Genomic DNA, 23,250 nt, shown 5'->3' with positions numbered 1-23,250 from the left:
GCATTTCGCCGCCACGGGGTCGGGCGTGTCGTACGCAGCTCGGAGCCCTTTTCAAGGCACGCTGAAAAGGTCAGCCGCTCTCGCTGGCCTACGTACTGCGCATCAACTTGCCCGAATGCTTCCGGGCACAGCGGTCCACGATACCCGCGGGCTCGATGGGGGGCAAAAGAGGGTCCCCCCGCCGGGGCTGGTAGAGCCCTTATCGAGCCAGGTTCAACGTCAACTCCACCAGCTTGCGAGCCGCTTCACAGGGGTCCGCGTGCCGAGATCCGTTGCGGTAGTTGACCCACCAGCCGACGATGCCGGTATCCGCGGCCGGGGCGCTCACACCGCACGAGTCCGGATCGTTCGGGCGGTGCGTCTCCAGCGAGCGCCGGCCCTGCACGGTTATGTCGTTGGTCACATACTTCAGGCGGTCGTTGTTGGCCTTCTCGTTGGCCAGCGAACCGAGCTCGTACCAGCTGAGCGTGACCATGCCGCTGCCCGCGGCGCCGCCGGTCAGATTCCACATGCAGACCGCGCCGTTGAACGACGGCTCCACATACATATTGTCGCCGACCGCCTTGCCGATGTCGTCGACCGCGACCACCTGGCATTCGCGCAGCAGCTTGTCGAAGTTGGTGTTGATGCGGGGCGCGCCGCCGGTACCGGTGGTGCCGCCCGCGGGCAGCGCGGTGCCCGGCACCGTCTTGCCGCAGCCCGCCAGGGCCGCGGTCAGGGCGAGCACGGACGCGGCGACGGCCAGCTTGCTGCGACGCGGCATGGCGGTCCCCCTCATCCGAGCCGCTGCACGGTCAGTTCGGCCATCTTGCGGGTGCGATCGCAGGGGTTGCCGAGATTGCCGCTGCTGAAAGCGCCGTAGGAGATGGACCATTCGAAGAAGTCGTCGTCGAGCTGCACCGCGAGATCGCAGACCGCGTTGCTGGGGTCCAGCGCCTGGAAGCCCTTGCGCCCGCCGACCTCGATGGTGGCGGGGGTGCGGCCGACGCTGGCCACCCACGCCTTCTCACGGTCGATGGGGCTGCCGCGGTAGGAGGCGAAAGTCACGCTGGAGGAACTGATTCCACCCGCCTGCCAATTGCAGCCGGTGGAGTTCTTGAAGACGGTGGTGAGGGTCCCCAGCCCGCCCAGGTCCCGGACCTCGTCATCGGTGAGGTGACCGCACTCCCCCACGAACGGCCCGAGCGTCGCCACCTTCGGCGGCGGGCGCAATCCCGGAGCGTCCTCCGAATCCTTCGTCCCCCCGCACGCCGACAGCACCAGAGCGAGGACCGACCCCGCGACGATCGCTGACGAGGTGCTCAATTTGCCCCTCCGCTTCGCTCCGGGGCGGGTTCGCGGCCCCGAGGTCTCGATTCTTCCCTCCTCCGCTCCTCCGCTTCGCTCCCCCGCTCCGTCGGTCCAGAATCGAGACGGCCGCGAACCATCTGAGTTCATGGTCTGGACGGTACCGGAATTGGTGGCTAGAGGTTTCCACGCAGCTCTTGCTCACGCTCTATCGCCTGGAAGAGCGCCTTGAAGTTCCCCTTCCCGAAACCGAGGGAGCCGTGGCGTTCGATGAGCTCGAAGAACACGGTCGGGCGGTCGGTGACGGGCTTGCAGAAGATCTGGAGCAGATAGCCGTCCTCGTCGCGGTCGACCAGGATGCCGCGGCGCTGGAGTTCGGCGACCGGGACCCGGACGTGGCCGATGCGGGCGCGCAGTTCCGGATCCTCGTAGTAGCTGTCGGGGGTGTCGAGGAATTCGATGCCCTCGCGGCGCAACACGTCGACCGCGGTGAGGATGTCGCCGGTGGCCAGGGCGATGTGCTGGACGCCGGGGCCGCGGTAGAACTCGAGGTACTCGTCGATCTGGGAACGCTTGCGGCTCGGGGCGGGTTCGTTGAGCGGGAACTTGACCCGGTGATTGCCGTTCGCCACGACCTTGCTCATCAGCGCCGAGTAGTCGGTGGCGATGTCATCGCCGACGAATTCGGCCATGTTCTCGAATCCCATGACGCGCCGGTAGAACTCGACCCACTGGTCCATGTGCCCGAGTTCCACATTGCCGACCACGTGGTCGATGGCCTGGAAGATGCGCGCCGGCTGCCCGGGGCGCGGGACGTAGGCGGAGCGGCGGGGCTGATAGCCCGGCAGGTAGGGGCCGTAGTAGCGGGAGCGGTCGATGAGGCTGTGCCGGGTGTCGCCGTAGGTGGCGATGGCGGCGGAGCGGACGATCCCGTATTCGTCGCCCTCGTCGTGCGGTTCGACCAGGACGGTCGCGCCCTGGGCGCGGGCGCGCCGGATGCAGCGGTCCACGTCCGGCACCTCGAGCGCGATGTCCACCACCCCGTCCCCGTGCCGATCATGGTGCGCGACAAGCGGACTGGCCGGGTCCACCACGCCCTGCACCACGAAGCGGGCGCCGCCGCTGCGCAGCACGAACGCCTTGTGGTCGCGATTGCCGGTCTCGGGCCCGGAGTAGGCCTCCAGCCGCATGCCGAACGCGGACTGCAGATAGTGCGCGGTCTGGGTGGCATTGCCGACCACCCACACCAGCGCGTCCCAGCCCAGCACGGGGAAGGGGTCCGCGGCGGCATCGTGGTCGATCAGGCCGACCAGGCGGCGCAGGTCGTCGTCGCCGGGCAGGTCGCCGGACCGCGGGCGCTGGTGTCCTGCGTCGATGCTCATGTGATCAGGAAAAGCCCACCGGCCGCCACTAGGCAATATCGCCGAAATTCACTGAACACTGTGGTGAATCGCACCACCATCCGCCGCCCGGTGCTGGACAATTTGAATAGCAGCGAACTCACGAGCGGAGGTTCCGCTCGACCCCATGAGTGGAGGCTCCGCGATGTCCCGCACGCCCGCCCGGCTGGATGAACTCGACCTGGCCATCCTCACCGCCATGCACGAGCACCAGAAGGCGGGCATCCTGGAACTCTCCCGCCGCACCCGGGTCGCCCGCGCCACCGTGCAGTCCCGCATCGCGCGCATGGAGGAGGCGGGGGTGATCTCCTCCTACGACCCGCAGATCGACGTCACCGCGGCCGGTTTCGACGTGCAGGCCTTCGTCACCCTGGAGATCGCGCAGGGCGCGCTGGACGCGGTCGCCATCGACCTCGCGGCCATTCCCGGCGTGCTCGAGGCCTACGCGACCACCGGTTCCGGGGACGTGCTGTGCCGGATCGGCGCGGACTCGCACGCCGGATTGCAGGCAGTGCTGCTGAGCATCGACCGGACCAGTTCGGTGGTGCGGTCGCACAGCGTGGTGGTGTTGTCCACGGTGGTCCCCCACCGCACGCTGCCGCTGCTGCGGACGCTCACGCCGACGGGATCGAGCAAGGCCCCGGCCTACCGCGCCGCGCACTGATCAGGGGCGCAGGTCGGCTCCGGGATCGAGGATCTCGACGGCCGGGGTGCGATCCGGCTCCGAGAAGGCCAGCAGGGCACGGGCTTCCGCCTCCACCGCGGCGCGGTCCGCGTCGGACCACACCGCGCGCGGGCTGATGCGCAGAGCCGCGGTGTCGCCCTTGGTGAAGACCTTGTAGACGCCGGAGAGGAAGCCGTCGACGAGGATCGGGGAGACCTGGTTGGCGAAGGCGCGCAGAGGCGGGGCGTTGCCGTCGGGGACGATGCGGGTGCGGTCCTGGTGGGACAACAGGGCGTTGTCGTACCAGCCGAGCAGGCGGACGGGGGCGGGGGTGTCCGGGTCGGCCAGGGTGGCGTCGGCGGCGTCGTAGAGGGTGCGGCAGCGGTCGTCGGTGTAGGTGCGGACGCGGTCGCCCAGTTTCGCGACGGCGGCTTTCATGCCGGTCAGCTTGGACCAGGTCTGCATGTCCATGGTGGTGGCCGGGCCGAAGGCGCGCAGGTAGCGGAGGAGCAGTTCTTCCAGGGGGTAGCCGGGGTCGAGGGGTGCGCCGAGCCACGGCTGGACGCGGGACCAGACCGGACGGCTGCTGTCGCCCCAGCGGCCGCGGGGCGGGGTCTGGAGGACGGGCAGTTGGTAGAGCCAGGCCTGGACGATCGCGCCCGGATCGCGGTCGGGATAGCGGGCGGCGGCGTGCTCGCGCAGGGTGGCGGCGGGAGTCGGGTCGTCGCCCAGCACCGATTCGCCCTGGGCGCGAACCTCTTCCGGGTCCAGGCCGACCAGGGCGCCGTAGTTGAAGCCCTTGCGGAACGGGATCTTCTCCAGCTCCGGCTGGATGTGCGGGGCGATGCACAGCGCGTCCGGCGGGGTGACCAGGTGAATGGTGCCGCGCATCAGAGTGATTCGCACCAGGGAGCGGTCGTCGAGCGCCTTCGATACCGCCGCCGGGTCGACATCGGCTGTGCGGCTCCACAAGGCGACGAAGGGCGGCAGCATGTCCTGCGCCTGCAGGCCGACGAGACGGTCGCACAGCTCGTGCACGCCGAGCGTGGACCGCTCCAGCAAATACTGGCGTTCGAGCAGGGTCCGGTTCAGAACTCGGGTGGACAGCTTCACGATTCGTGACGCTACGCGAACTACACCCGCCGCGCCCGCGTCAGCGCTGGGTGACGCCGGCACCGGCCGACGCGCCCGTCGAGTACACGAGGGCGGCCTCGAGCGCGCGTGGTCAGCGCACGGACGCCGCCCTGCGCACAGGCAGGGTGGCGACGCGGGTCAGCGCAGGGTGACGACGACTTTGCCGGTGGCCGTGCGCTTGTCGAGCGCGGAGACCGCCTCAGCGGTGTGGGCGAGGCTGTAGAGCAGCGGCTCCGGCGGGGTGATCCTGCCGTTCGCCAGCAACGGCTCCACCTCGGCCCACTGCTCACGCAGGTAGCCCGGGTGGGTCATGACCCATTCGCCCCAGGCCGCGCCGATCACCTCGACGTTCTTGAGCAGCAGGCGATTCACCTTCACGGTGGGGATGTCGCCGGCGGTGAAGCCGACCACCAGGACGCGGCCGCCCGAGGCCAGCGAGCGGATGCTGTCGGTGAAGCGGTCGCCGCCCACCGGGTCCAGCACGATGTCGACGCCGCGGCCGCCGGTCAGTTCCTTGACCGCGGCCAGCCAGCCGTCGGTGAGCACCACGTCGGTGGCCCCGTTGGCGCGCGCCACCTCGGCCTTCTCCTCGGTGCTGACCACGGCGATCACCCGGCCCGCGCCCAGCGCCTGCGCCATGCGCAGCGTGGAGGTGCCGATGCCGCCGGCCGCGCCGTGCACCAGCACGGTCTCGCCCGGAGCCAGGCGGCCACGGTTGCGCAGGCAGAAGTGCACGGTCAGGTCGTTGAACAGCACGCCCGCACCGGACTCCAGGGAGACGTTGTCGGGCAGCTTGAAGACCATGTCGTTCGGAGCGATGGCTACCTCGGCGGCGGCATTGCCGAGCAGCGTCAGCGCGATCACCCGGTCACCGGCCTGGACATGCGAGCCCTCGGGAGCCTCACGCACGATGCCGCCGACCTCGCAGCCCACGACATAGGGCAGCGGCGGCTTCATCTGGTACAGGCCCCGGGTCATGAGCACGTCGGGGAAGGCGATCCCGGCGGCGTGCACGTCGATGACGACACCGCCCGGGTAGGCGACCGGCTCCGGAATATCGAGAACCTCGATCGCTTCCGGACCTTCCAGCTTGCTCACCACGGCTGCGCGCATCTGCGAACTCCACCGCCTCTCCGTACCTTCAGCGGGCGGCTGAGAGCCGTCGGCTGTCCTGCCTCCGTGCTTGCGTCGGGTGCGAACCTAGTTCTGGACGTACCCGGGGATTTACCCCAAGCGCCACGCAATCAGTCGTCACGTCGCGCATCGACCATACATCCGGTAGCTGGAAGCCGTTGGCTACCGCGCACTCCACAATCCGGTTCGCTCAGCGGTGGGCGTACTCGACCATTGGTTCGTCGGCCGCAACCTTACCGTTCTGGGTGATGACCAGGCCGTACGTGGTGATGCGGTACTGCGTGCCATCCGTGGGGTTGGTGACGGTGAAGCCGCCGTTGCCGTCCGGCACCGGATCGTTGATCCGGATGGTCGCGCCGCCGCTGATGCGCAGGCCGCTGTAGTAGTAGCGGCCGCCGGCGTTGCGGCACACCACCAGCCGCGAATACTGCGTGCGACCGATGACCATCGCGGGATCGGTCGAATCGCAGCGCGGATTCGAGTCGAAACCCTGGGCGTCCGAGTCGGATACGTTCGCGCTGAGCGGGACCAGCGTGGTGGTCGGGGCCATCGTCGGCGACGTGTAGGTACCCGCACTGTTTCCCGCGTGAGTCGTGGTGACGGTGGCGCTGTCCTTGCCGTCACCGGAGTCGTTGCCGGACAAAAGCACCCAGGCCAGCACCGAACCCAGCACCAGGACCACTCCGAGCAGCGCGCCCACCACCAGCGGCAGCGAACCGCGGTCCTTGGGCGGCAACGGCAATGGCGCGGAAGGATGTTCGCGCGGCGCGGACTGGTCGACGAACCCTGGGAGGTACCCGGCCTGCCCGGCGACGGTCTGCCGTCGCACCGTCGGGTCGATATTGCCCGGCGCGACCGGGGTCGGCTGCCCCGGGACCTGGTCTGCGCGCGAGTAATCCACCGGACCGGCCGAAGGGCCCACCCGAGAGTTGTCCACAGGCATCCCACGGGAATGATCCACCGGCCCCGCCGGGAACGCCTGTGCGGCACGCGCATTGTCCACGGGCACGGACGGGTGCGGCTGCGGTCCGGACGGATGCCGCACCGGACCGGACGGGTCGACGCTCCGTGCCGGGCCGCCGACCGGCGGAGTCATCTGGCGCGCGGGATCGGCCGGGCCCGAGGGATTATCGAGATAGTGCGGTTCCGAATGCCCGGGCGAGACCGCCGGATTGCCGATGGTCGGCGGAGCGGGCGGCACCGTCGTGCGGGTCGGTTCGCCGTGCGCGGCGCGCATCAGCGCGGCGCGGGCGGCCCGCGCGAGCTGACCCGCGGTGGCGTAGCGACGGCCGGGCTCCTTGGCCATGCCGATGGCGACCACCTGGTCCAGGCCGACCGGGACGCCGGTGCGGACGCTGGGGCGCGGCGGCGGGGTCAGCATGTGGGCGCGGATATTGGCCAGATTGCCGGTCACCCGGAAGGGCGGCCCGCCGGTCAGGCATTCGTAGAGCACGCAGGCCAGCGCGTAGATGTCGGCGCTCGGCGAGACCGAGGCATTGTGCTCGAACCGTTCCGGCGCCATGTAGGCGAAGGAGCCGATGGCGTTGCCGGTCTGGGTGAGCTGCACGTCGGATTCGGTGTGCGCGATGCCGAAATCCACCAGGTAGGCGAACAGGTCGCCGGTGAGCAGGATGTTGGCGGGCTTGACGTCGCGGTGCACCAGGCCGCTCTCGTGCGCGGAGTCGAGGGCGGCGGCGATCTGCTCCACCACGGCGACCGCGCGCTCGGGCGGCAGCGGGCCCTCCTCGAACAGGTAGGCCTTGAGGTCGCGGCCGCGGACCAGCCGCATGTCGATGAACAGGACCCCGTCCACCTCACCCCAGTCGTGCACCGGAATGACGTGGGGTTCCTGGAGTTTGGCGGCGGTGCGGGATTCGCGGCGGAAGCGTTCGACGTAGGTGGGCTGCCGGGCCAGGTTCACATCGAGCAGTTTCACGGCGACCACCCGGTCGCGCACGGTGTCGTAGGCCTCGTAGACCTCGCCCATGCCGCCGACCCCGAGCAGCCGCCGCAGTTCGTACTGCCCGAACCGCGAACCAGCCCTCTCCCCTGCGGCCACCCGCGTCGTCCTCCCTACTGCCGGATGCACTCCGGGAACCCACCGGAGATACACCTGGAAAGGCTACGGGGCGCACGGCCCGGTGTCATTCCTTCGGACAGCGCACCGGCATTCCTTCGACTCGGCGCGAACGGGTACCGCGAGCCCCGTAGAGTCATGTCACCGACTTCGGTCAGCAGGCGCCGCACCCCCGGCGCCGCTGGATAGACATGCGGCACACCGTGCAGCGCGAGGAGCACCAGTGTCACTCGATGAGCCACTCGCCCCGCTTCCCCAGGAGGGCATGGGCTTCGCTTCCGCGTGGCCGGTGCGAGCCGGCGATGTGGACCCGTATCAGCGGCTGCGATTCGACGCCACGGCCCGCTACCTCCAGGACATCGCCTGGGAGGAAATGCAATCCGGCTTCTTCCACCGCACCGATCCGGCCTGGATCGTGCGGCGCACGGTGGTGGACGTGGTCCGGCCCGTGCACTGGCCGGACCGGGTGGAGCTGCGCCGCTGGTGCTCGGCCATGTCGACCCGCTGGACCAATATGCGGGTGCGCATCACCAGCGACAACGGCGGTCTGATCGAGACCGAGGGCTTCTGGATCAATATCAACGAGTTCACCAATATGCCGACCCGGATCAGCGACGAGGGTCTGGCCGAACTCGCCCGCACCACCGATGAGCACCGGCTGCGCTGGCGGCCCTGGCTCACCGACCCCACTCCGCCGGAATCGGATGTGGACCTGCCGTTCCCGGTCCGCGCCACCGATATCGACCAGTACAACCACGTGAACAACGCGGCCTACTGGCAGGCGGTGGAGCAGTACCTGGTGGATTACCCGAAGCTGCTGGCCGGGCCGCATCGCGCGGTCATCGAGTATGTGGCGCCGGTGCTGGCCCGCCAGCATGTGAGCGTGCGCAGCCGGTACGAGCCGGGCGACCGGGCCGGGCATCCCGCCTCACTGCGGCTGTGGTTCGTGGTGGGCGGGGTGACGACCACCGCGGTCCGGATCGGGCCGCTGCCCGGCGCCTGAGCCGGCCCCGGAGGGGGACGCGTTGCGCACCTGCGCCGCGGTGTCACAACTGCGAAATCGATTGCGCGCCACCGGTCACCACCACGCCCCCGCCGACCACCACCGAACCCCCACTCGCGGACGCCGACTGCGGCACCGTGACCGACGCGGGCGGCGGCTCCCGCTCGGTCGTCGCCGTCGGCACCCCCGCCGGGCGAGTCGGCTGCACCGAGGCGATCACCGTGGCCACCGAGTACGTGCGGCAGGTCAGCAACACCGATGTGGCCACCATCGACGGCTGGTCCTGCAACGCCGTCCCCGGCAACCCCGCCGTCCCGTCCATGTGCGCGAAGGACGGCCTGGTCATCAATCTCGGCAACCGACCCGGAGCCCGAAACCCGAAAACGACTGCGGCCCCACCCATTCCGGGGTGGGGCCGCAGCCATCGGTACACAGTTCAGCCCGAGAGGCGCTGTGCCAGGGGCGGGGCCGAGCCCCCGCCATCCCTAGGAGGTTCGGGGGCGAAGCCCCTGAGAGTCCCGAGAGTTGGGCTACCCCTTGGCGGCCTTCAGCAGGTCCTCGACGCTGGTGAACTTCACGCGGGGGCGGCCGGCGGCCTTGCCCGCGGTCTTCTCGGCGGCGTCGATGGCCTTCCAGCCCTCGCGGCCGATCTGGTCGGGCTGCCGCTCGGCGAGCAGCGCCTCCAGCGCGGCCCGATCGCCCTGCGGGGCGGCCAGCTTGCCGTTGGTGTAGTCCTCGATGATCTGATCGACGGTCTCGGTCGAGTCGACCCGGTTGGAGCCGATGACGCCTCGCGGGCCGCGCTTGATCCAGCCGGAGACGTACACGCCCTGAACCGGGTTGCCGTCGGCCAGGACTCGGCCCTTGTCGTTCGGGATGACGCCGTTGGACTCGTCGAACGGCACGTCCGCGACCGGCTCGCCCTTGTAGCCGATGGAGCGCAGCACCAGCGACGCCTCCAGGCTGCCGGTGCGGTCCGAGGCGCGGGCCACGGTGCGGCCGTTCTCCTCGACCAGCTCGTTGTGCACGTACTCCACGCCCTCGGCCTTGCCCTCACCGGTGACGGCGGTGGGCGAGACCAGGTAGCGGAACACGATGCGCTTGTTGTCCGGGTTGCGGGCGCCGGCGGCGTATTCCTGGGCGAGGGTGTACTTGAGCTGCAGCGAGGGCTCGACCTCGGGGCTGTCCAGCTCGGCCTGCGAGGCCGGGTCCAGGACCAGGTCCTCGGGGTCGACGATGATGTCGACGCCCTTCAGGTGGGCCAGCGCCAGGAACTCCGGCGAGGTGTACGCGGCCTGCAGCGGGCCACGGCGGCCCAGCACCACGACCTCCTTGATGTTGCTGCGGCGCAGCGCATCCACGGCGTGGTCGGCGATGTCCGTCTTGGCCAGCTCGTCCGGGTTCACGGTGAGCACGCGGGCCACGTCGAGCGCCACGTTGCCGTTGCCGACGATGACGGCGCGCTCGCCGGACAGGTCGAACTCGCGGTCGGCGAAGTCCGGGTGGCCGTTGTACCAGGCCACGAACTCGGTGGCGGAGTGGCTACCGGGCAGGTCCTCGCCGGGGATACCGAGGTGACGGTCGGTGGCCGCGCCGACGGCGTAGATGACGGCGTGGTGGTGGCCGAGCAGTTCCTCGTGCGAGATGTGCTTGCCGACTTCCACGTTCAGCCGGTACTGCAGCGCCTCGCGCCGGAAGGCCGACTCGAACAGGTTCGCCACCGACTTGGTGCCAGGGTGGTCGGGCGCGACGCCCGCACGAACCAGGCCGTACGGCGTGGGCAGCCGGTCGAACAGCTCCACCTCGACGTCGGCGCGGCGCAGTAGCTCCTCGGCGGCGTAGCAGGCCGCGGGGCCGGCGCCCACGATGGCGACGCGCAGCGTGCCCAGCTCCTTGGGCGCGCGGGTCGGGGCGACCAGCGGCTCGAAGTTGGACTCCAGCGGGTGGCGCTGGAAGTAGGCGGCGTTGATATCGCGGAAGCGCGCCAGCGAGGACAGCAGGTCGTCCTCGGAGAAGATCGCGTCGACCGGGCAGGCGTCGACGCAGGCGCCGCAGTCGATGCAGGTATCCGGGTCGATGTAGAGCTGCTCCGTCGTCGCGAACTCGCGTTGCTCGGGCGTGGGACGAATGCAATCGACCGGACACTCGGGTACGCAGCTGGCGTCGTTGCAACAACGCTGCGTGATCACATAGGCCATATCTCGCAGATCCTCGAAACTGTCGCGTGGTGCTACTCCGCTCGGGGTTCGAGCAGGGTCGGTAGAACACGTTCTAATATAGGCGGCATTCCAACGGGTGTCGGCACAGCTGTGTGCCGCCAACCACCAGTGTGCCTCGAGTGTGAGCAGTGTCTCGCGGCGGTACCTGGCACGCACCGCTGTGAGTCCGGTCTCCGGGCTCCGCTCGAGGACACCTACCGTAGTGCGTATGGTGCGGACTCTCATCCTGATGCGACACGGCAAGTCCGGATACCCCGAAGGCGTGGCCGACCACGACCGGCCGCTGGCCCCGCGCGGGCGGCGCGAGGCGGCACTGGCGGGCGCGTGGCTGCGCGCCACCCAGCCGGAGATCGACGCCGTGCTGTGCTCCACCGCGACCCGGACCCGGCAGACGCTGGCGGCCACCGAGGTCACCGCGCCGGTGTCCTACGAGACGTCGATCTACGAGGCGTCCCCGCACACCCTGATCGAACTGGTGCAGCTCACCGATCCGGCCGTGGAGACCCTGCTGCTGGTCGGCCACTCCCCCGGAATGCCCTGGACCGCATGGGAATTGGCGGCCAACCGGAACTCCGGTCCGGCCGGGGAGATGAGCGAGAAGTTCCCCACCTCGGCGCTGGCCGTGCTCGAATTCGACCGGCCGTGGGCAGACGCCGACCCGGGCACGGGTGAGCTGGTGCGCTTCCACGTGCCGCGTTAGCCGCCCGGGCCGGGCGGGCTCGGGCTCAGCCGAATAGCTTGCCCTTCCACACCACGACTCCCGCCATGATCAGCAGGAGCAGCAGCGCCCAGCCGAAACCCGCGAGCGCCCACACGACACCGAGCACCGCCACCACCGGCAGTACGGCGATGGCCGTGATCACCGGCTGTTCCTTGGCCGTCTCCAGAGCCGATCGCGCTCTGATCCGATCCATGTCTTTTCCAGGCATGCCCCCAGGGTAGGCCCGGAATCGGCCGATTCGCCGACCGTTCGAATCTTCGCGCGCCCAGCCCTTGCTTGGAGTGCACTCCAACCCAGTAGCGTCGATACCGGGGTTCGGCACAGGAGGGTGAGACCGATGAACGCAGCACCGGCGACGAGCGAGGCCGTGGACTTCAAGCGACCGCGGTATTCGATCGGCGAAGCCTCCGAGCACAGTGGGCTCACCCGCGACACGCTGCGCTGGTACGAGCGCATCGGGCTGATGGACTACGTGGATCGCGACCATTCCGGTCAGCGCCGCTTCAGCGACCGCGACCTGCAGTGGCTCGCGTTCATCGGCAAGCTGCGCAGCACCGGCATGTCGGTGGCCGACATGGTCCGCTACGCCGAGCTGGTGCGCGAGGGCGACCACACCTTCCCGGAGCGCCTCGCCATGTTCCGCCGGACCCGCGAGGAGGTGCTGGCGCAGATCGAGGAACTCCGATCGACGCTGGTGGTCCTCGACCGCAAGATCGCGCTCTATCAGAGCGGCCCGGTCTGCGCACCACCGCCGGTCCGGGCGAAGAGCAGTGCAAACCAAGGGGATTGAGAGATGACCAGCACAACGGCGCTGCCCACCACCGCGCTCGGGACCACCCGGGTCGGCGCGCAGGGCTACGGGGCCATGGGGATCAGCGAGTTCTACGGCCCGACCGACGCCGCCGAGTCCCGGGCCACGCTGGAGCGGGCCCTCGAACTGGGCGTGACGCTGTTCGACACCGCCGACATGTACGGCAGCGGCCACAATGAGGAGTTCGTCGGCGATTTCGTGCGCGCACACCGCGAGACCGTGGTGCTGGCAACGAAATTCGGCCTGGAGCGCCGCGCGGACGATCCGGGCTTCCGGGGTATCAACAACTCGCCGGAGTACATCCGCGCGGCGGTGGACGCCAGCCTGGGGCGGCTCGGCATCGACGTGATCGACCTGTACTACATGCACCGCAAGCAGGACGGCGTCCCGATCGAGGAGACCGTCGGCGTGATGGCGGAACTCGTGGCGGCGGGCAAGGTCCGGCAGCTGGGGCTGTCCGAGGTGACCGGCCCGGAGCTGCGCGCGGCGCACGGCGTGCACCCGATCGCGGCGGTGCAGTCGGAATGGTCGCTGTTCTCGCGGGACGTGGAGCGTGCCGTGGTGCCCGCGGCGGCCGAACTCGGCATCACGTTCGTGCCGTATTCGCCACTGGGACGCGGCTTCCTGTCGGGCGCCCTGCCCGCTACCGGCGAGCTGGCGGAAGGGGATTTCCGGCGGCGGCACCCGCGCTTCTCCGGTGCGAACGCGGTGAGCAATGCCGAATTGCTGGCCCCGCTGCGGGCGATCGCCGCGGCCCGTGGTCTCACGCCCGCGCAGGTGGCGCTGGCCTGGGTGCACACCCGGGCGCAGGTCCACCAGCTGCCGGTGGTGCCGATTCCGGGCACGCGCAGCCGCGCCCGGGTCGCCGAGAACGTCGCGGCCGCGACGGTGACGCTGACCGTGGCCGAACTCGCGGAGCTCGACGCGATCGCGGATCGGGTGGCCGGAAATCGCTACGCGGATATGAGCTTCGCCTCGGCGGGCCGCGAATAGTCCCGCCACGCAAACGAACCGGGGCCCCTCGCGAATGCGCGAGGGGCCCCGGTCGTTCCGGATCAGCCGATCCGGTCAGCCCACGAGGCGGATGGTGTGGCCGGTGTGCTCGGCCTTCGCCCGCAGGTAGCGGAGGTTGCCGGGATTGGCGTGGACGCCGGTCGGGACGGTGTCGCGCACGGTGACGCCGAGGGCGGTGAGCTGCCGCACCTTGTCCGGGTTGTTGGTGAGCAGGTCCAGCTCGCCGACGCCGAGCGCGGTCAGCATCTGGGCGGCCGCGGTGTAGTCGCGGGCGTCCTCGTCGAAGCCGAGGGCGGTGTTGGCCTGGTAGGTGTCGAGGCCGTCGTCCTGCAGGGCGTAGGCGTCGAGCTTGTTGTAGAGGCCGATGTCGCGGCCCTCTTGGCGCAGGTACAGCAGGACGCCGCCGGTCTCGGCGATGCGTTCCACGGATTCGCGCAGCTGGGGTCCGCAGTCGCAGCGGGCGGAGCCGAAGACGTCGCCGGTGAGGCATTCCGAGTGCAGCCGCACCAGCGGCGTGGCGGCGCCGAGGTCGGGGTCGCCGAGGATGAGGGCGACGTGCTCGCGGCCGTCCTCCAGACCGTCGAAGGTGACCGCCTGCGCGGTGGTCGAGTAGCCGTCGGCGAAGGCCAGCGGGATCCGCACCCGGGTGCGGACGCCGGCGAGGCTGCTGCTCATTGATTGCTCCAGAGACCGAGGACCGTGTCGTCAAGTGGTGAACCACGGATGCGGGCCGGTTATTTCGCGACGGTTCGGAATGGCCATTTTTCAGACCAGAAGGCACGGTTCACCTTCTCGGCTTACGATGCAGCCACTATGCAGTCACCTGTTACTCATGACCGAGTGTGGATCGACAAGCAGTCGCCCGAGATCTTCCACGCGCTCAACGGCGTCGCGCTCGCGGTGCGGAACGCCGCCGCCGCAGCCGATCTGGACCGGGCCGTCATGGAATTGGTGAACGTGCGGGTGTCCCAGCTCACCGGCTGCCCGTTCTGCCTCGACCTGCACACCCGCGCGGCCCGCGAGGCCGGCGTCACGCAACAGCAATTGGATGTGCTCCCCGGCTGGCAACGCGGTCCGTATCTGTTCACGGAACTGCAGCAGGCGGCGCTCTCGGTGGCCGAGACCGTCACTTCGTTGCCGGATGAGGAAAGCATGGCGCGTGAGTATGCTGCTGCGCGGCAACATTTGTCGGATGACCAGATGTCCGTTCTCATCTGGGCTGCCACCGCTATCGGCGCGTTCAATCGAGCGTCGATTGTGAGCAAACATCCGGTGCGGGTGCGGAAGGAGAACTGAACAATGAGCGAACAGGCCGTGGCGGCTACAGTCGTTCGTAACGACGCGCAACACCGGTACGAGGTGTGGTACGGGAATTCGCTCGCCGGATTCAGCGAGTACCGCGAGCGCGACGACAACGACACCACCTTCATTCACACCGAGGTGGATCAGGAATTCAGCGGCAAGGGCCTGGCGAATCTGCTCGCGCAGGAGGCGATCAAGGATGTGATCGCCCGCGGCCGCACCATCGTGGCGCGCTGCCCGTTCATCAAGGGCTGGCTGGACAAGCATCCGGAGTTCGACGAATACGTGGTCGGCAAGGGCATCAAGCGGGATCGGTGAGCCGCGTCGAACGGAAACACTGAGCTAGGGAGGTGCGGGTGTGAGTGATCTGGAGCCGCGGCCGGAGGAGTCGCTGTGCGAGTCGTCGGGCCGTCCGGGACCGCGGGCGGAGTTCTTCCCGGCCCGGGAGGTGCCGCTCGGCGGCGTCCGGGGGGTGACCGTGTTCCGGTCGCTGCCGCAGCGGGATCTGCCGACGGTCGGCGCGTGGTGCTTCCTGGACCACTTCGACGGCGCGTCGGAGGCCAACCCCGAGGGCCACGACATCGACCCGCACCCGCACATCGGATTGCAAACCGTCACTTGGCCTCTGGACGGGCGGATCCGGCACCGCGACAGTGTGGGCTCGGATGTGGAGATCGCGCCCGGCCAGCTCAACATCATGACCTCGGGCCACGGCATCGCGCACTCGGAATACCGGGTGCCGGGCCATGTCTCGGGGCACGGTTTGCAGCTGTGGGTGGCGCTGCCGGGTGAATCCCGGGATATCGCACCGCATTTCGAGCAGCATCGGGAACTGCCCGCCTTCCGGGCGCCGTCGGTCGAGGGCACGGTCCTGATCGGCACGCTGGACGGGGTCACCTCCCCGGCCACCGCGTACACCCCGATCGTCGGCGCGGACCTGCGCGTCGCGGCCGGAGCCGACACCGCGCTGCCGTTGAACCCGGCGTTCGAGCACGCGGTGCTGGTGATCGCGGGATCGCTGAGCCTCGACGGCACGGTGGTCGAGCCGGGCAGCCTGTTCTACCTGGGCAGCGACCGGGACGCGATCCGCGTGCACGACACCGCGGGCGCGCACGTGTTGCTGCTCGGCGGTGAACCGTTCGGCGAGGACCTGGTCATGTGGTGGAACTTCGTGGCCCGCAGTCACGAGGAGATCGAGCAGGCCCGCAACGACTGGGAGAAGCACGATGTCGGCCGGTTCGCCGATATCGCGGGCCACACGCCCGAACAGCGGATCCCCGCTCCCCCGCTGCCGGGACTGCATCTCAAACCCCGCAAGCGGCGCTGCGGCGTCCCCCACGAGTAGGAATCAGCCGCCGGTCATCGACTGGGTTCCGATGACCCGCAACAGATCCAGCTTGTCCTGGGTGTCGGTACCCGGCGCGGGGTAGTAGATCAGCACGTGCCGGGTGGCGCTGGGAGTGAGCAGCGGCTCGCAGATCAGTTCCAGCACACCGACTTCCGGGTGGATCATGCGTTTGACGTGCCCGGTGCCGGTGCCGACCTCGTGTTCGTGCCACAGCCGCTCGAATTCCGGGCTGGCGGCGCGCAGCCGGGCCACCAATTCGGTCACGTCGGCGTCGCCCGCGCGGCGGGCGGAGACCGCGCGCAGGTCGGCGACGTGCTTGTGGCTCATGGCTGCCCAGTCCTCCGGCGGGAAGATGGCGCGCGAGCCCGGCTCGGTGAACCAGCGCCACGGAATGCAGCGGTCCAGGCCGCGCCGCCGCGCGTAATCCCCGGACAGCAGGGTGTGCATGCGGTTCTGCACCAGCACCTCGCCCAGGTCGGAGATGACCACGGCCGGGGTGTCGTCCAGTTTGGACAGCACGTGCAGGATGCCGGGCCCCACGTGGCTGTCGCCGCCGCGGGCCGGGGCCTGGTGTCCGGACAGATGGAAGAGGTGGTCGCGTTCGCTGTCGGTCAGTCGCAGCGCCCGCGCCAGCGCGGCCAGCACCTGCACCGACGGTCGCGGCCCGCGCCCCTGCTCGAGGCGTGTGTAGTAGTCGGTCGACATGCCCGCGAGCAGGGCTACCTCGTCGCGGCGCAGACCGGGCGTGCGGCGGCGGGCGCCCGGCGGCAATCCCACGGTCTGCGGTTGCAGCTGCTCACGCCGTCGGCGCAGGAAGTCGGCCAGCTCGGTTCGATCCACCTCACCACTGTCCCCCGTCCCCGGCCCGGTAACCAGGTATCGGCAGTCCCAGCCTGGGTGCGGATCCATCCACAGCCGTCCACAGCCCGGCCCGGTAACCAGGGATCGCCGATCCCTGGATCAGCGCTCCTCTCCCGCACTCCCGGGATCGGGCGCAGTGTTGTTCCCATGACCACGAACCTCAGCACCGTCCAGCTCGGCAAGACCGGGCCCGCCGTCTCCCGTATCGCCCTGGGCGCCATGGGGATGTCGGGCATGTACGGGGCGGCCGACGACGCCGTCTCGATCGCCACCGTGCACGCGGCCCTCGATTCCGGCGCGAACCTCATCGACACCGGCGACTTCTACGGCATGGGCCACAATGAACTGCTCATCCGGCAGGCGCTGGCCGACCGCAAGCGGGAGGACGTCCTGCTCAGCGTGAAATACGGGGCGCTGCGCGGCCCGGACAACAGCTTCGGCGGCGTCGACACCCGGCCGGCGGCCACCAAGAACTTCCTGGCCTACTCGCTGCAGCGCCTCGGCACCGACTACATCGACATCTACCGGCCCGCGCGGCTGGACCCGAACGTGCCGATCGAGGAGACCATCGGCGGGCTGGCCGAGCTGGTCCAGGCCGGGTACATCCGCCACATCGGCCTGTCCGAGGTGGGCGCGGAGACGCTGCGCCGGGCCGCGGCCGTGCATCCGATCGCGGATCTGCAGATCGAGTACTCGCTGATCTCGCGCGGCATCGAGGCCGAGATCCTGCCCGTCGCACGGGAACTCGGGATCGGCATCACCGCCTACGGGGTGCTCTCGCGCGGCCTGCTCAGCGATTCGGTGCGGGCCGGCCAGCAGTTCGCGCCCAGCGACTTCCGCGCCCACAGCCCGCGCTTCCAGGGCGAGAACCTGGACGCCAACCTGCGGCTGGTGGACGCGCTGGGCGCGATCGCGGCCGAGCGCGAGGTGAGCGTGGCCCAGCTGGCCATCGCCTGGGCGCTGTCGCGGGGCACCGACATCGTGCCGCTGATCGGTGCGCGGAAGCCGGAGCGCTGGGCCGAAGCCGTTGCGGCGGTGGACATCCGGCTGTCGGAGGCCGAGCTGGCCACCATCGAGGCCGCGGCGCCCGCCGACCGGGTGGCGGGCGGGCGCTACGCCCCGGCGCAGATGGCCATGCTCGACAGCGAACGCTGAGATTACTTGCGGCGCGGCCGGATGACGGCGGTGAAGGCGGCGCGGGCCACGGGCTTGCCGGTGACATCGGCGATGATCACCGGCACCTCCAGCTCGATCTCGGTGCGGGACTCGATGTTCGCGCGGGTCTCGGCGATGGTCTCGGGCGTCAGTTCGGCGGTGCCGGTGAACGGGCCCTCCTGCCCCTTGGCCCGGGCCAGGTATTCGATGCGGCCGTCGCGGGCCACGATGAAGGTGTCGGCGAGCAGGTCCACGATGCCGGAGATGGACGCGCCCATGGCGGCGGTCTCGGCCAGGCCGAACAGCAGAGCCGCGTGGATGTCGCCATTGTGGTTGAAGTGCTCGGGGCGCGCGGCCATGCCGACCACGCTGCGGCCCGGGCCGTATTCGACGCTCTCGATGCCCGTGAACTGGATGAAGCCGAGCTTCTTGAAGCCCGCCATCACCATGTCGCCCATGGTCGCATTCGCGCTGTCCATCGCGTCTCCCGCCGATCAGAATTGAAACCTGTTCCAATTTCATACCGGGCGGGAAGCGTCTTTGTCCACGGCGGTCCGGGACCGAGGGCCTGGCAGTTTCCTGCCGGATCAGCCCACGACTCCCTGAAGAATCAGCCCACCACCCGGCCCGCCAGACCCAGCGCCTCCGCGGTCCGGGCCATGGTCTGCCGGGCCAGCCGCGCATCGTCGGCCAGACTGTGGCCCAGCGTCGGCATCAACTCCCGCAGCCGCGGCTCCCAGATCCGGGCGTAGCGCGGGAAGCAGCGCTGCAGCACCTCGAGCAACACCACCGGCGCCGTCGACGCGCCCGGGCTCGCCCCCAGCACCGCGGCGATCGAGCCGTCCTGCGCGGCCACCACCTCGGTGCCGAACTCGAGCACCCCGCCGCGTTCGGCGTCCGGCTTCACCAGCTGGGCGCGCTGCCCCGCGGTGATCAGCGACCAGTCCTCGGCGCGCGCCTCGGGCACGAACTCGCGCAGCGCGGCCAATTTCTTCTTGCGGGTCGAGGCCAGCTGCCCGGCCAGCAACCGCAGCAACTCGGTATTCGCCTTCAACATGGCCGCGATGGACCCGGCATTGCCCACCCGCAACGAGGCGGGCGCGTCGAGCAGCGAACCCTGTTTCAGGAAGCGGGGATTCGCGCCCGCATACGGCCCGAACAGCAAGGCGCGTTCCCCGTTCACGATACGAGTGTCCAGGTGTGGCATGGCGATCGACGGCGCGCCCGACAGCGCCTTCCCGTACACCTTGGCGTCGTGCCCGGCCACCACCTCGGGATTGTCACAACGCAGGAACCGGCCGCTGACCGGCAGCAGCCCGTAGCCGTCCGCCTCGGGAATCCCGGCCCTCTGCAGGATCTTCAACGCCCAGCCGCCCGCGCCCGCGAAGACGAAGCGGGCGTCGGCCTTCCGGGTGAGCCGGTCGTTGTCGGTGCGCCAGTCCACCCGCAGCTGCCAGGTGCCGTCATTGTTGCGGCGCAGTCCGCGCACCTCGCAATTGCGGTGGATCTCCACGTCCTGCCAGCGCAGCCAATGGAACAGCTGACGGGTCAGCTCACCGAAATCGACATCACTGCCGGTGATATCGCGGGTGGCGGCGATCGGCTCGCCGTCGTCGCGGCCGGTGGTGAGCAGCGGCGCCCATTCGCCGATCACCGCCGGATCGTCACTGAACTTCATATTCGCGAAAAGGTGATGCGCGGACATGGTTTCGTGGCGGCGGCGCAGGAAATCCACCTCGGTCTTGCCGCGCGCCAGTGTCATATGCGGGACCGGATTGATGAAGGTCTCCGGATTGCGCAGAATCCCCGAGCCCACCAGCGACGCCCACAATTGCCGGGTCAGCTGGAACTGTTCATTCAGCGCGAGCGCCGGCTCGATATCGATGGAGCCGTCGGGATTCTCACCGGTGTAATCGAGTTCGCACAGGCCGGCGTGCCCGGTGCCCGAATTGTTCCAGGCCGCCGACGCCTCGGTGCCGACCTCCGGCAATCGTTCGTAGACCCCGATGGTCCAGCTGGGTTCCAGGTGCTTGATCAGCACCGCGAGCGTCGCGCTCATGATGCCGCCGCCGATCAGCACGACGTCGTAGGGACGTAGCGGCAGTTGTGTTCTCATCGTCATTACCTGGAACCCCGATTGAATTCGTACAGCGGGCGTGCTGGCACCAACGACCGGCCCGCCAGGGCGGCCTCGAGAACACTAATGCCGAAGTCCTCTCAGCGCACGCGGAGGGCGGGAAAATTCAATTCGCGGACTTGCGGGCCCGGTACGCGGCGACCGCGTTGCGATTGGTGCAGGCCGTCGAACAGTAGCGACGGGAACGGTTGCGGGACAGGTCCAGCACGATGCCCGCACAGGAGTCGTCGGCGCAGATCGCGAGGCGGGAGAGCTCGTCGGCGCGGATCAGGTCGATCATCGCCATGGCCGTCTCCACGGCGATCCGGACCTGCAGCGGAGCCTGGGGCGGGACCGCGTGGATGTGATAGTCGAGGCCGTCGTGGCGGACCAGTTCGGGGACCGCGCGATGCTCGGCGAGGATGGCGTTCACCACGGCGACGGCGGTGTCGCGGTCGGCGGTGAGCAGGCGGCGCAACGGCGCGCGCTGGGCGCGTACCGCCGCGAGTTCGGCGGCGGTCCCGGCATGCGCCCCGGTGTAGCGGTGCTTCTCGAAGAAGGCGTCCAGCTGGGCGATCTCGGTCAGGGTGTCCGGCTCCTCGGCCGAGTTCACCAGCTCGACCGCCGCGGCCAGGGAGGCCACCGTGTCATCAGCGAAAAGCACGTTGACATATTACACACGTGACCCTTAGCGTCATTTGCCATGGCGACTTTGACTCATGACAGGACGGTGGTGTCGCACCGGATCCGCTCCGGGCTGATCTGCGCCGCCCTGTCGGCCGCCGCGTTCGGACTCTCCGGGCCGCTGGCCCGCGGACTCATCGACGCGGGCTGGAGCCCCGCCGCCGTCGTCATCGTCCGCGTCCTCCTCGGCGCGGTCGTGCTGCTGCCCGCCGCCGTCGTGCGATTGCGCGGCGGCTGGGACCTGCTGCGGCGCAATATCTCCCTGCTCGCGGGATACGGGCTGCTGGCCGTCGCCACCGCACAGCTGTCCTATTTCAATGCCGTCGCCCATATGGATGTCGGGGTCGCGCTGCTCATCGAATACACCGCGCCGATCGCCGTGGTGGTCTGGTTGTGGCTGCGGCACAGTCAGAAGCCCGGTCGCGCAACCGTTCTCGGTGCGATCATCGGCGTGACCGGACTGGTGCTGGTGCTCAATCTGCGATCGGGCACCAGCACCAGCTGGGTCGGCATCGCGTGGGCCCTGGGCGCGATGGTCGGTGCGGCCGCCTATTTCATCCTGAGCGCGCACGCCGGGGACGCGGTGCCCGGCACCGTGCTGGCCACCAGCGGACTACTGGTCGGCGGACTCGGCATCCTGGCCGCGGGCCTGCTCGGCGTCGTCCCACTGCACGCCACCACCACTCCCGTTGCCTTCCAGGGGTTCACCGTGGACTGGTGGGTGCCGCTGCTCGCACTCGGCGTGATCACGGCCGCCATCTCCTATGTCACCGGTATCGCCGCCACCCGGCTGCTCGGGTCACGCCTGGCGGCCTTCGCCGCGCTCGCCGAGGTCCTGGCCGCCATCCTGTTCTCCTGGGCGCTCCTGGGTCAGACACCCGCGCCGATCCAATTGTTCGGCGGCGCTTTGATTCTCATCGGCGTCGTGGTCGTGCGACTCGGGGAACCCGACGACGACACGAATGCGCCATAACGCTTCACATCTCGAGTTGATAACGGTAGTTTGTCGCAAAGGTCGGGAAACCTATCGCAAACTCGAGGACCAGCCACCATGGGTATCACCAAATACGTTGCGCCTGCCTTGCTTTGCTTGACCGCGACCACCGTCGCCGGCACGGCCACCGCCGCGCCCGAGCAGGCCCCCGCGAAGCCCGCCCTGCAGATCAAGGGTGCCGATCACAGCATCGGCTACGACGTGGCGCTCTCCTCCGACCACCGCTCCGCGGTCAGCACCCTGCGGGCGGGGCAGTTCCTCGCCACCTGGGACGGTGAGGCCGTCATCGTTACCGACGACAAGGGCAGCCTGGTCTCCACCGTGCCCCTGAAATACGACATCGACGGCAAGACAGCGGAATTCACCCCGGTCATCGACCAGAGCAACCGCCGCCTCACCCTCACCCCGGTCGCCGCGTCCGACACCGAGCTCCGCAACGTGGATGCCCAGCAGCACTTCTTCGACGTGGTCCAGGCCAATATGCCCGCGGTCGCCACCGGCGCGGCAATCGGCGCCACCATCGGCTTCATCGCGGGCTTCCCGCTCGGCCTGTTCGTCCTGGACTTCATCACCGCCCCGCTGCTCGCGGTGGTCGGCGGCGTGGTCGGCGGGGCCATCGGCCTGCAGATGTCCGGCGGCCACGAGGCCTCCGAAGCCGCCCTCGCCTACGTCGACACCCTGGCTCCCGGCGCGTCGAACATCTTCCGGCCCGCCTTCGCCGCTATCCCGACTCCACCGCCCGCCAACTGACGCCTCCCCCACCGGGATTCACGCCAGGAAGCTGACCGACTCCACCGGCATGCTGTGGTTCCAGTGGTACCACCACACGTTCATCTCCTGCGCGAGGTCGAAACGGAAGGTGTGCCCGTTGCCGGGGCCGTCCACAATCGTCCACAGGCCGTTGGGTCGGCCGATCACCTGACTGACACTGCCGTCGGTCCAGTCGAATCGGCTCAACGACGGCGAATCGAGGGCGTTGAACGGCAATTCGGCGGTGAAGTGGCCGGATTCGATACCGGGCAGCAGCGGGCTCGAGCAGGCCCAGACGTCCGCCTCGCGGTGGACGCTCTGGCCTACGCTGCCGGTCCCCGGAATCAGCGCGCCGGTCAGGACGCCGCCGTGGCGGCAGCCGCCCAGTGCGCCACCGGGATCGGCGGCGGCGAGCGGTAGCGACAGTGCGAGCGGCAAGGACAACGACAGGGCCGCTCCACAGCAGACGACCGAAACGAGAGCACTTCGAGCGAACACGTCAGCTCCTCCCCTGCGACGGGGGCCGGTTACTTCGTCGCAAACAGCATAGACCCGCGCACCGCGCTCGAGCGGGAA

Annotated in this window: 26 protein-coding genes; 11 read left to right on the top strand and 15 right to left on the bottom strand. The window is 69.4% G+C overall.

The features are described from left to right. Window positions 1–199 precede the first annotated feature (199 nt). The 3 genes from ACFYTS_RS08630 to hppD form a co-directional block, all read right to left on the bottom strand. A complete protein-coding gene (locus tag ACFYTS_RS08630) occupies window positions 200–763 on the bottom strand; it encodes a DUF3558 domain-containing protein (protein WP_357281732.1) in 564 nt (187 codons plus the stop codon). A gap of 11 nt (window positions 764–774) precedes the next feature. Next, complete coding sequence (locus tag ACFYTS_RS08625; RefSeq protein ID WP_387302325.1) at window positions 775–1,305, bottom strand: DUF3558 domain-containing protein; 531 nt, start codon at window positions 1,303–1,305, stop codon at window positions 775–777. 158 nt (window positions 1,306–1,463) lie between these two features. Further along, complete coding sequence (gene hppD / locus ACFYTS_RS08620; RefSeq protein WP_357281735.1) at window positions 1,464–2,669, bottom strand: 4-hydroxyphenylpyruvate dioxygenase; 1,206 nt, start codon at window positions 2,667–2,669, stop codon at window positions 1,464–1,466. Between the two features lie 163 nt (window positions 2,670–2,832). Between hppD and ACFYTS_RS08615 the strand changes: the two genes are divergently transcribed. Next, the gene (locus ACFYTS_RS08615; protein WP_357282032.1) at window positions 2,833–3,351 is read left to right on the top strand and encodes an Lrp/AsnC ligand binding domain-containing protein; all 519 of its coding nucleotides are present in this window, start codon (window positions 2,833–2,835) and stop codon (window positions 3,349–3,351) included. Here the strand turns inward: ACFYTS_RS08615 and ACFYTS_RS08610 are convergent, their stop codons facing one another. The 3 genes from ACFYTS_RS08610 to ACFYTS_RS08600 form a co-directional block, all read right to left on the bottom strand. After that, the gene (locus tag ACFYTS_RS08610) at window positions 3,352–4,464 is read right to left on the bottom strand and encodes a winged helix DNA-binding domain-containing protein (RefSeq protein ID WP_387302323.1); all 1,113 of its coding nucleotides are present in this window, start codon (window positions 4,462–4,464) and stop codon (window positions 3,352–3,354) included. A gap of 159 nt (window positions 4,465–4,623) precedes the next feature. Next, entirely contained in the window at window positions 4,624–5,598 is a 975-nt protein-coding gene (locus ACFYTS_RS08605; RefSeq protein ID WP_357281738.1) for an NADPH:quinone oxidoreductase family protein, read from the bottom strand. A gap of 211 nt (window positions 5,599–5,809) precedes the next feature. Then, window positions 5,810–7,678, bottom strand: coding sequence for a protein kinase (locus ACFYTS_RS08600; RefSeq protein ID WP_387302321.1), 1,869 nt, complete (start codon window positions 7,676–7,678; stop codon window positions 5,810–5,812). A 241-nt stretch (window positions 7,679–7,919) separates the two neighbouring features. Here ACFYTS_RS08600 and ACFYTS_RS08595 point away from each other — a divergent pair, with 241 nt between their 5' ends. Next, window positions 7,920–8,699 carry an acyl-ACP thioesterase domain-containing protein gene (locus ACFYTS_RS08595; RefSeq protein ID WP_357091144.1) on the top strand — a complete coding sequence of 260 codons (780 nt, stop codon included), beginning with the start codon at window positions 7,920–7,922 and terminating at the stop codon, window positions 8,697–8,699. Between the two features lie 43 nt (window positions 8,700–8,742). On the opposite strand, the gene ACFYTS_RS08590 is transcribed toward ACFYTS_RS08595, so the two are convergent. Continuing rightward, window positions 8,743–9,045 (bottom strand): hypothetical protein, encoded by a 303-nt coding sequence (locus tag ACFYTS_RS08590; RefSeq protein ID WP_387302319.1) that lies wholly within the window; start codon window positions 9,043–9,045, stop codon window positions 8,743–8,745. 184 nt (window positions 9,046–9,229) lie between these two features. After that, window positions 9,230–10,897: an FAD-dependent oxidoreductase gene (locus tag ACFYTS_RS08585; RefSeq protein ID WP_387302317.1), complete on the bottom strand. Its 1,668-nt coding sequence runs from the start codon at window positions 10,895–10,897 to the stop codon at window positions 9,230–9,232. A 229-nt stretch (window positions 10,898–11,126) separates the two neighbouring features. Here ACFYTS_RS08585 and ACFYTS_RS08580 point away from each other — a divergent pair, with 229 nt between their 5' ends. Then, window positions 11,127–11,618 (top strand): SixA phosphatase family protein, encoded by a 492-nt coding sequence (locus ACFYTS_RS08580; protein WP_387302315.1) that lies wholly within the window; start codon window positions 11,127–11,129, stop codon window positions 11,616–11,618. A gap of 25 nt (window positions 11,619–11,643) precedes the next feature. Here ACFYTS_RS08580 and ACFYTS_RS08575 read toward each other — a convergent pair whose 3' ends face one another. After that, complete coding sequence (locus tag ACFYTS_RS08575) at window positions 11,644–11,847, bottom strand: hypothetical protein (RefSeq protein WP_357091136.1); 204 nt, start codon at window positions 11,845–11,847, stop codon at window positions 11,644–11,646. Between the two features lie 129 nt (window positions 11,848–11,976). Between ACFYTS_RS08575 and ACFYTS_RS08570 the strand changes: the two genes are divergently transcribed. Further along, entirely contained in the window at window positions 11,977–12,429 is a 453-nt protein-coding gene (locus ACFYTS_RS08570) for a MerR family transcriptional regulator (RefSeq protein WP_387302313.1), read from the top strand. A gap of 3 nt (window positions 12,430–12,432) precedes the next feature. Further along, entirely contained in the window at window positions 12,433–13,443 is a 1,011-nt protein-coding gene (locus ACFYTS_RS08565) for an aldo/keto reductase (protein WP_387302311.1), read from the top strand. A gap of 75 nt (window positions 13,444–13,518) precedes the next feature. Here the strand turns inward: ACFYTS_RS08565 and ribA are convergent, their stop codons facing one another. Beyond that, window positions 13,519–14,139, bottom strand: coding sequence for a GTP cyclohydrolase II (gene ribA / locus ACFYTS_RS08560; protein ID WP_357281748.1), 621 nt, complete (start codon window positions 14,137–14,139; stop codon window positions 13,519–13,521). Window positions 14,140–14,304: 165 nt separating this feature from the next. Here ribA and ACFYTS_RS08555 point away from each other — a divergent pair, with 165 nt between their 5' ends. From ACFYTS_RS08555 to ACFYTS_RS08545, 3 genes are read left to right on the top strand one after another with little or no spacing between them, the layout of a single operon-like run. After that, window positions 14,305–14,760: a carboxymuconolactone decarboxylase family protein gene (locus ACFYTS_RS08555; protein WP_387302309.1), complete on the top strand. Its 456-nt coding sequence runs from the start codon at window positions 14,305–14,307 to the stop codon at window positions 14,758–14,760. A gap of 3 nt (window positions 14,761–14,763) precedes the next feature. Beyond that, complete coding sequence (locus ACFYTS_RS08550; protein WP_357091126.1) at window positions 14,764–15,084, top strand: GNAT family N-acetyltransferase; 321 nt, start codon at window positions 14,764–14,766, stop codon at window positions 15,082–15,084. Between the two features lie 40 nt (window positions 15,085–15,124). Further along, window positions 15,125–16,111, top strand: a complete 987-nt coding sequence (locus ACFYTS_RS08545) for a pirin family protein (RefSeq protein WP_387302307.1) — start codon at window positions 15,125–15,127, stop codon at window positions 16,109–16,111. Between the two features lie 3 nt (window positions 16,112–16,114). Here the strand turns inward: ACFYTS_RS08545 and ACFYTS_RS08540 are convergent, their stop codons facing one another. Beyond that, a complete protein-coding gene (locus ACFYTS_RS08540) occupies window positions 16,115–16,954 on the bottom strand; it encodes a helix-turn-helix transcriptional regulator (protein ID WP_387302305.1) in 840 nt (279 codons plus the stop codon). 168 nt (window positions 16,955–17,122) lie between these two features. Here ACFYTS_RS08540 and ACFYTS_RS08535 point away from each other — a divergent pair, with 168 nt between their 5' ends. After that, window positions 17,123–18,130, top strand: a complete 1,008-nt coding sequence (locus tag ACFYTS_RS08535) for an aldo/keto reductase (protein WP_387302303.1) — start codon at window positions 17,123–17,125, stop codon at window positions 18,128–18,130. A gap of 2 nt (window positions 18,131–18,132) precedes the next feature. On the opposite strand, the gene ACFYTS_RS08530 is transcribed toward ACFYTS_RS08535, so the two are convergent. The 3 genes from ACFYTS_RS08530 to ACFYTS_RS08520 form a co-directional block, all read right to left on the bottom strand. Further along, complete coding sequence (locus tag ACFYTS_RS08530) at window positions 18,133–18,609, bottom strand: PaaI family thioesterase (RefSeq protein ID WP_387302301.1); 477 nt, start codon at window positions 18,607–18,609, stop codon at window positions 18,133–18,135. A 131-nt stretch (window positions 18,610–18,740) separates the two neighbouring features. Then, window positions 18,741–20,246, bottom strand: a complete 1,506-nt coding sequence (mqo, locus tag ACFYTS_RS08525; RefSeq protein WP_387302299.1) for a malate dehydrogenase (quinone) — start codon at window positions 20,244–20,246, stop codon at window positions 18,741–18,743. 127 nt (window positions 20,247–20,373) lie between these two features. Beyond that, entirely contained in the window at window positions 20,374–20,910 is a 537-nt protein-coding gene (locus ACFYTS_RS08520; RefSeq protein ID WP_387302298.1) for a CGNR zinc finger domain-containing protein, read from the bottom strand. Window positions 20,911–20,949: 39 nt separating this feature from the next. Here ACFYTS_RS08520 and ACFYTS_RS08515 point away from each other — a divergent pair, with 39 nt between their 5' ends. Both ACFYTS_RS08515 and ACFYTS_RS08510 read left to right on the top strand, forming a co-directional pair. Further along, window positions 20,950–21,903: a DMT family transporter gene (locus tag ACFYTS_RS08515; protein ID WP_387302296.1), complete on the top strand. Its 954-nt coding sequence runs from the start codon at window positions 20,950–20,952 to the stop codon at window positions 21,901–21,903. A gap of 117 nt (window positions 21,904–22,020) precedes the next feature. After that, window positions 22,021–22,674, top strand: a complete 654-nt coding sequence (locus ACFYTS_RS08510; RefSeq protein ID WP_357281761.1) for a hypothetical protein — start codon at window positions 22,021–22,023, stop codon at window positions 22,672–22,674. An 18-nt stretch (window positions 22,675–22,692) separates the two neighbouring features. Here ACFYTS_RS08510 and ACFYTS_RS08505 read toward each other — a convergent pair whose 3' ends face one another. After that, complete coding sequence (locus tag ACFYTS_RS08505) at window positions 22,693–23,172, bottom strand: hypothetical protein (protein ID WP_387302294.1); 480 nt, start codon at window positions 23,170–23,172, stop codon at window positions 22,693–22,695. Window positions 23,173–23,250: the final 78 nt, after the last annotated feature.

Origin of the sequence: Nocardia sp. NPDC004151, assembly GCF_042874235.1 — a bacterium.
Classification (GTDB): domain Bacteria; phylum Actinomycetota; class Actinomycetes; order Mycobacteriales; family Mycobacteriaceae; genus Nocardia.
The sequence above is the reverse complement of the archived record's forward strand: the minus strand, read 5'-3'. Positions and strand labels throughout refer to the sequence as shown.

What these genes read in the sequence shown, in the direction of transcription:
- ACFYTS_RS08565 (WP_387302311.1), top strand. Translation starts at nt 12,433, where the DNA reads ATGACCAGCACAACGGCGCTGCCCACCACCGCGCTCGGGACCACCCGG.
- ACFYTS_RS08515 (WP_387302296.1), top strand. Translation starts at nt 20,950, where the DNA reads ATGGCGACTTTGACTCATGACAGGACGGTGGTGTCGCACCGGATCCGC.
- ACFYTS_RS08605 (WP_357281738.1), bottom strand. Translation starts at nt 5,598, where the DNA reads ATGCGCGCAGCCGTGGTGAGCAAGCTGGAAGGTCCGGAAGCGATCGAG.
- ACFYTS_RS08530 (WP_387302301.1), bottom strand. Translation starts at nt 18,609, where the DNA reads ATGGACAGCGCGAATGCGACCATGGGCGACATGGTGATGGCGGGCTTC.
- ACFYTS_RS08615 (WP_357282032.1), top strand. Translation starts at nt 2,833, where the DNA reads ATGTCCCGCACGCCCGCCCGGCTGGATGAACTCGACCTGGCCATCCTC.
- ACFYTS_RS08585 (WP_387302317.1), bottom strand. Translation starts at nt 10,897, where the DNA reads ATGGCCTATGTGATCACGCAGCGTTGTTGCAACGACGCCAGCTGCGTA.
- mqo (WP_387302299.1), bottom strand. Translation starts at nt 20,246, where the DNA reads ATGAGAACACAACTGCCGCTACGTCCCTACGACGTCGTGCTGATCGGC.
- ACFYTS_RS08550 (WP_357091126.1), top strand. Translation starts at nt 14,764, where the DNA reads ATGAGCGAACAGGCCGTGGCGGCTACAGTCGTTCGTAACGACGCGCAA.
- ACFYTS_RS08535 (WP_387302303.1), top strand. Translation starts at nt 17,123, where the DNA reads ATGACCACGAACCTCAGCACCGTCCAGCTCGGCAAGACCGGGCCCGCC.
- ACFYTS_RS08590 (WP_387302319.1), bottom strand. Translation starts at nt 9,045, where the DNA reads ATGACCAGGCCGTCCTTCGCGCACATGGACGGGACGGCGGGGTTGCCG.
- hppD (WP_357281735.1), bottom strand. Translation starts at nt 2,669, where the DNA reads ATGAGCATCGACGCAGGACACCAGCGCCCGCGGTCCGGCGACCTGCCC.
- ACFYTS_RS08570 (WP_387302313.1), top strand. Translation starts at nt 11,977, where the DNA reads ATGAACGCAGCACCGGCGACGAGCGAGGCCGTGGACTTCAAGCGACCG.
- ACFYTS_RS08630 (WP_357281732.1), bottom strand. Translation starts at nt 763, where the DNA reads ATGCCGCGTCGCAGCAAGCTGGCCGTCGCCGCGTCCGTGCTCGCCCTG.
- ACFYTS_RS08575 (WP_357091136.1), bottom strand. Translation starts at nt 11,847, where the DNA reads ATGCCTGGAAAAGACATGGATCGGATCAGAGCGCGATCGGCTCTGGAG.
- ACFYTS_RS08580 (WP_387302315.1), top strand. Translation starts at nt 11,127, where the DNA reads ATGGTGCGGACTCTCATCCTGATGCGACACGGCAAGTCCGGATACCCC.
- ribA (WP_357281748.1), bottom strand. Translation starts at nt 14,139, where the DNA reads ATGAGCAGCAGCCTCGCCGGCGTCCGCACCCGGGTGCGGATCCCGCTG.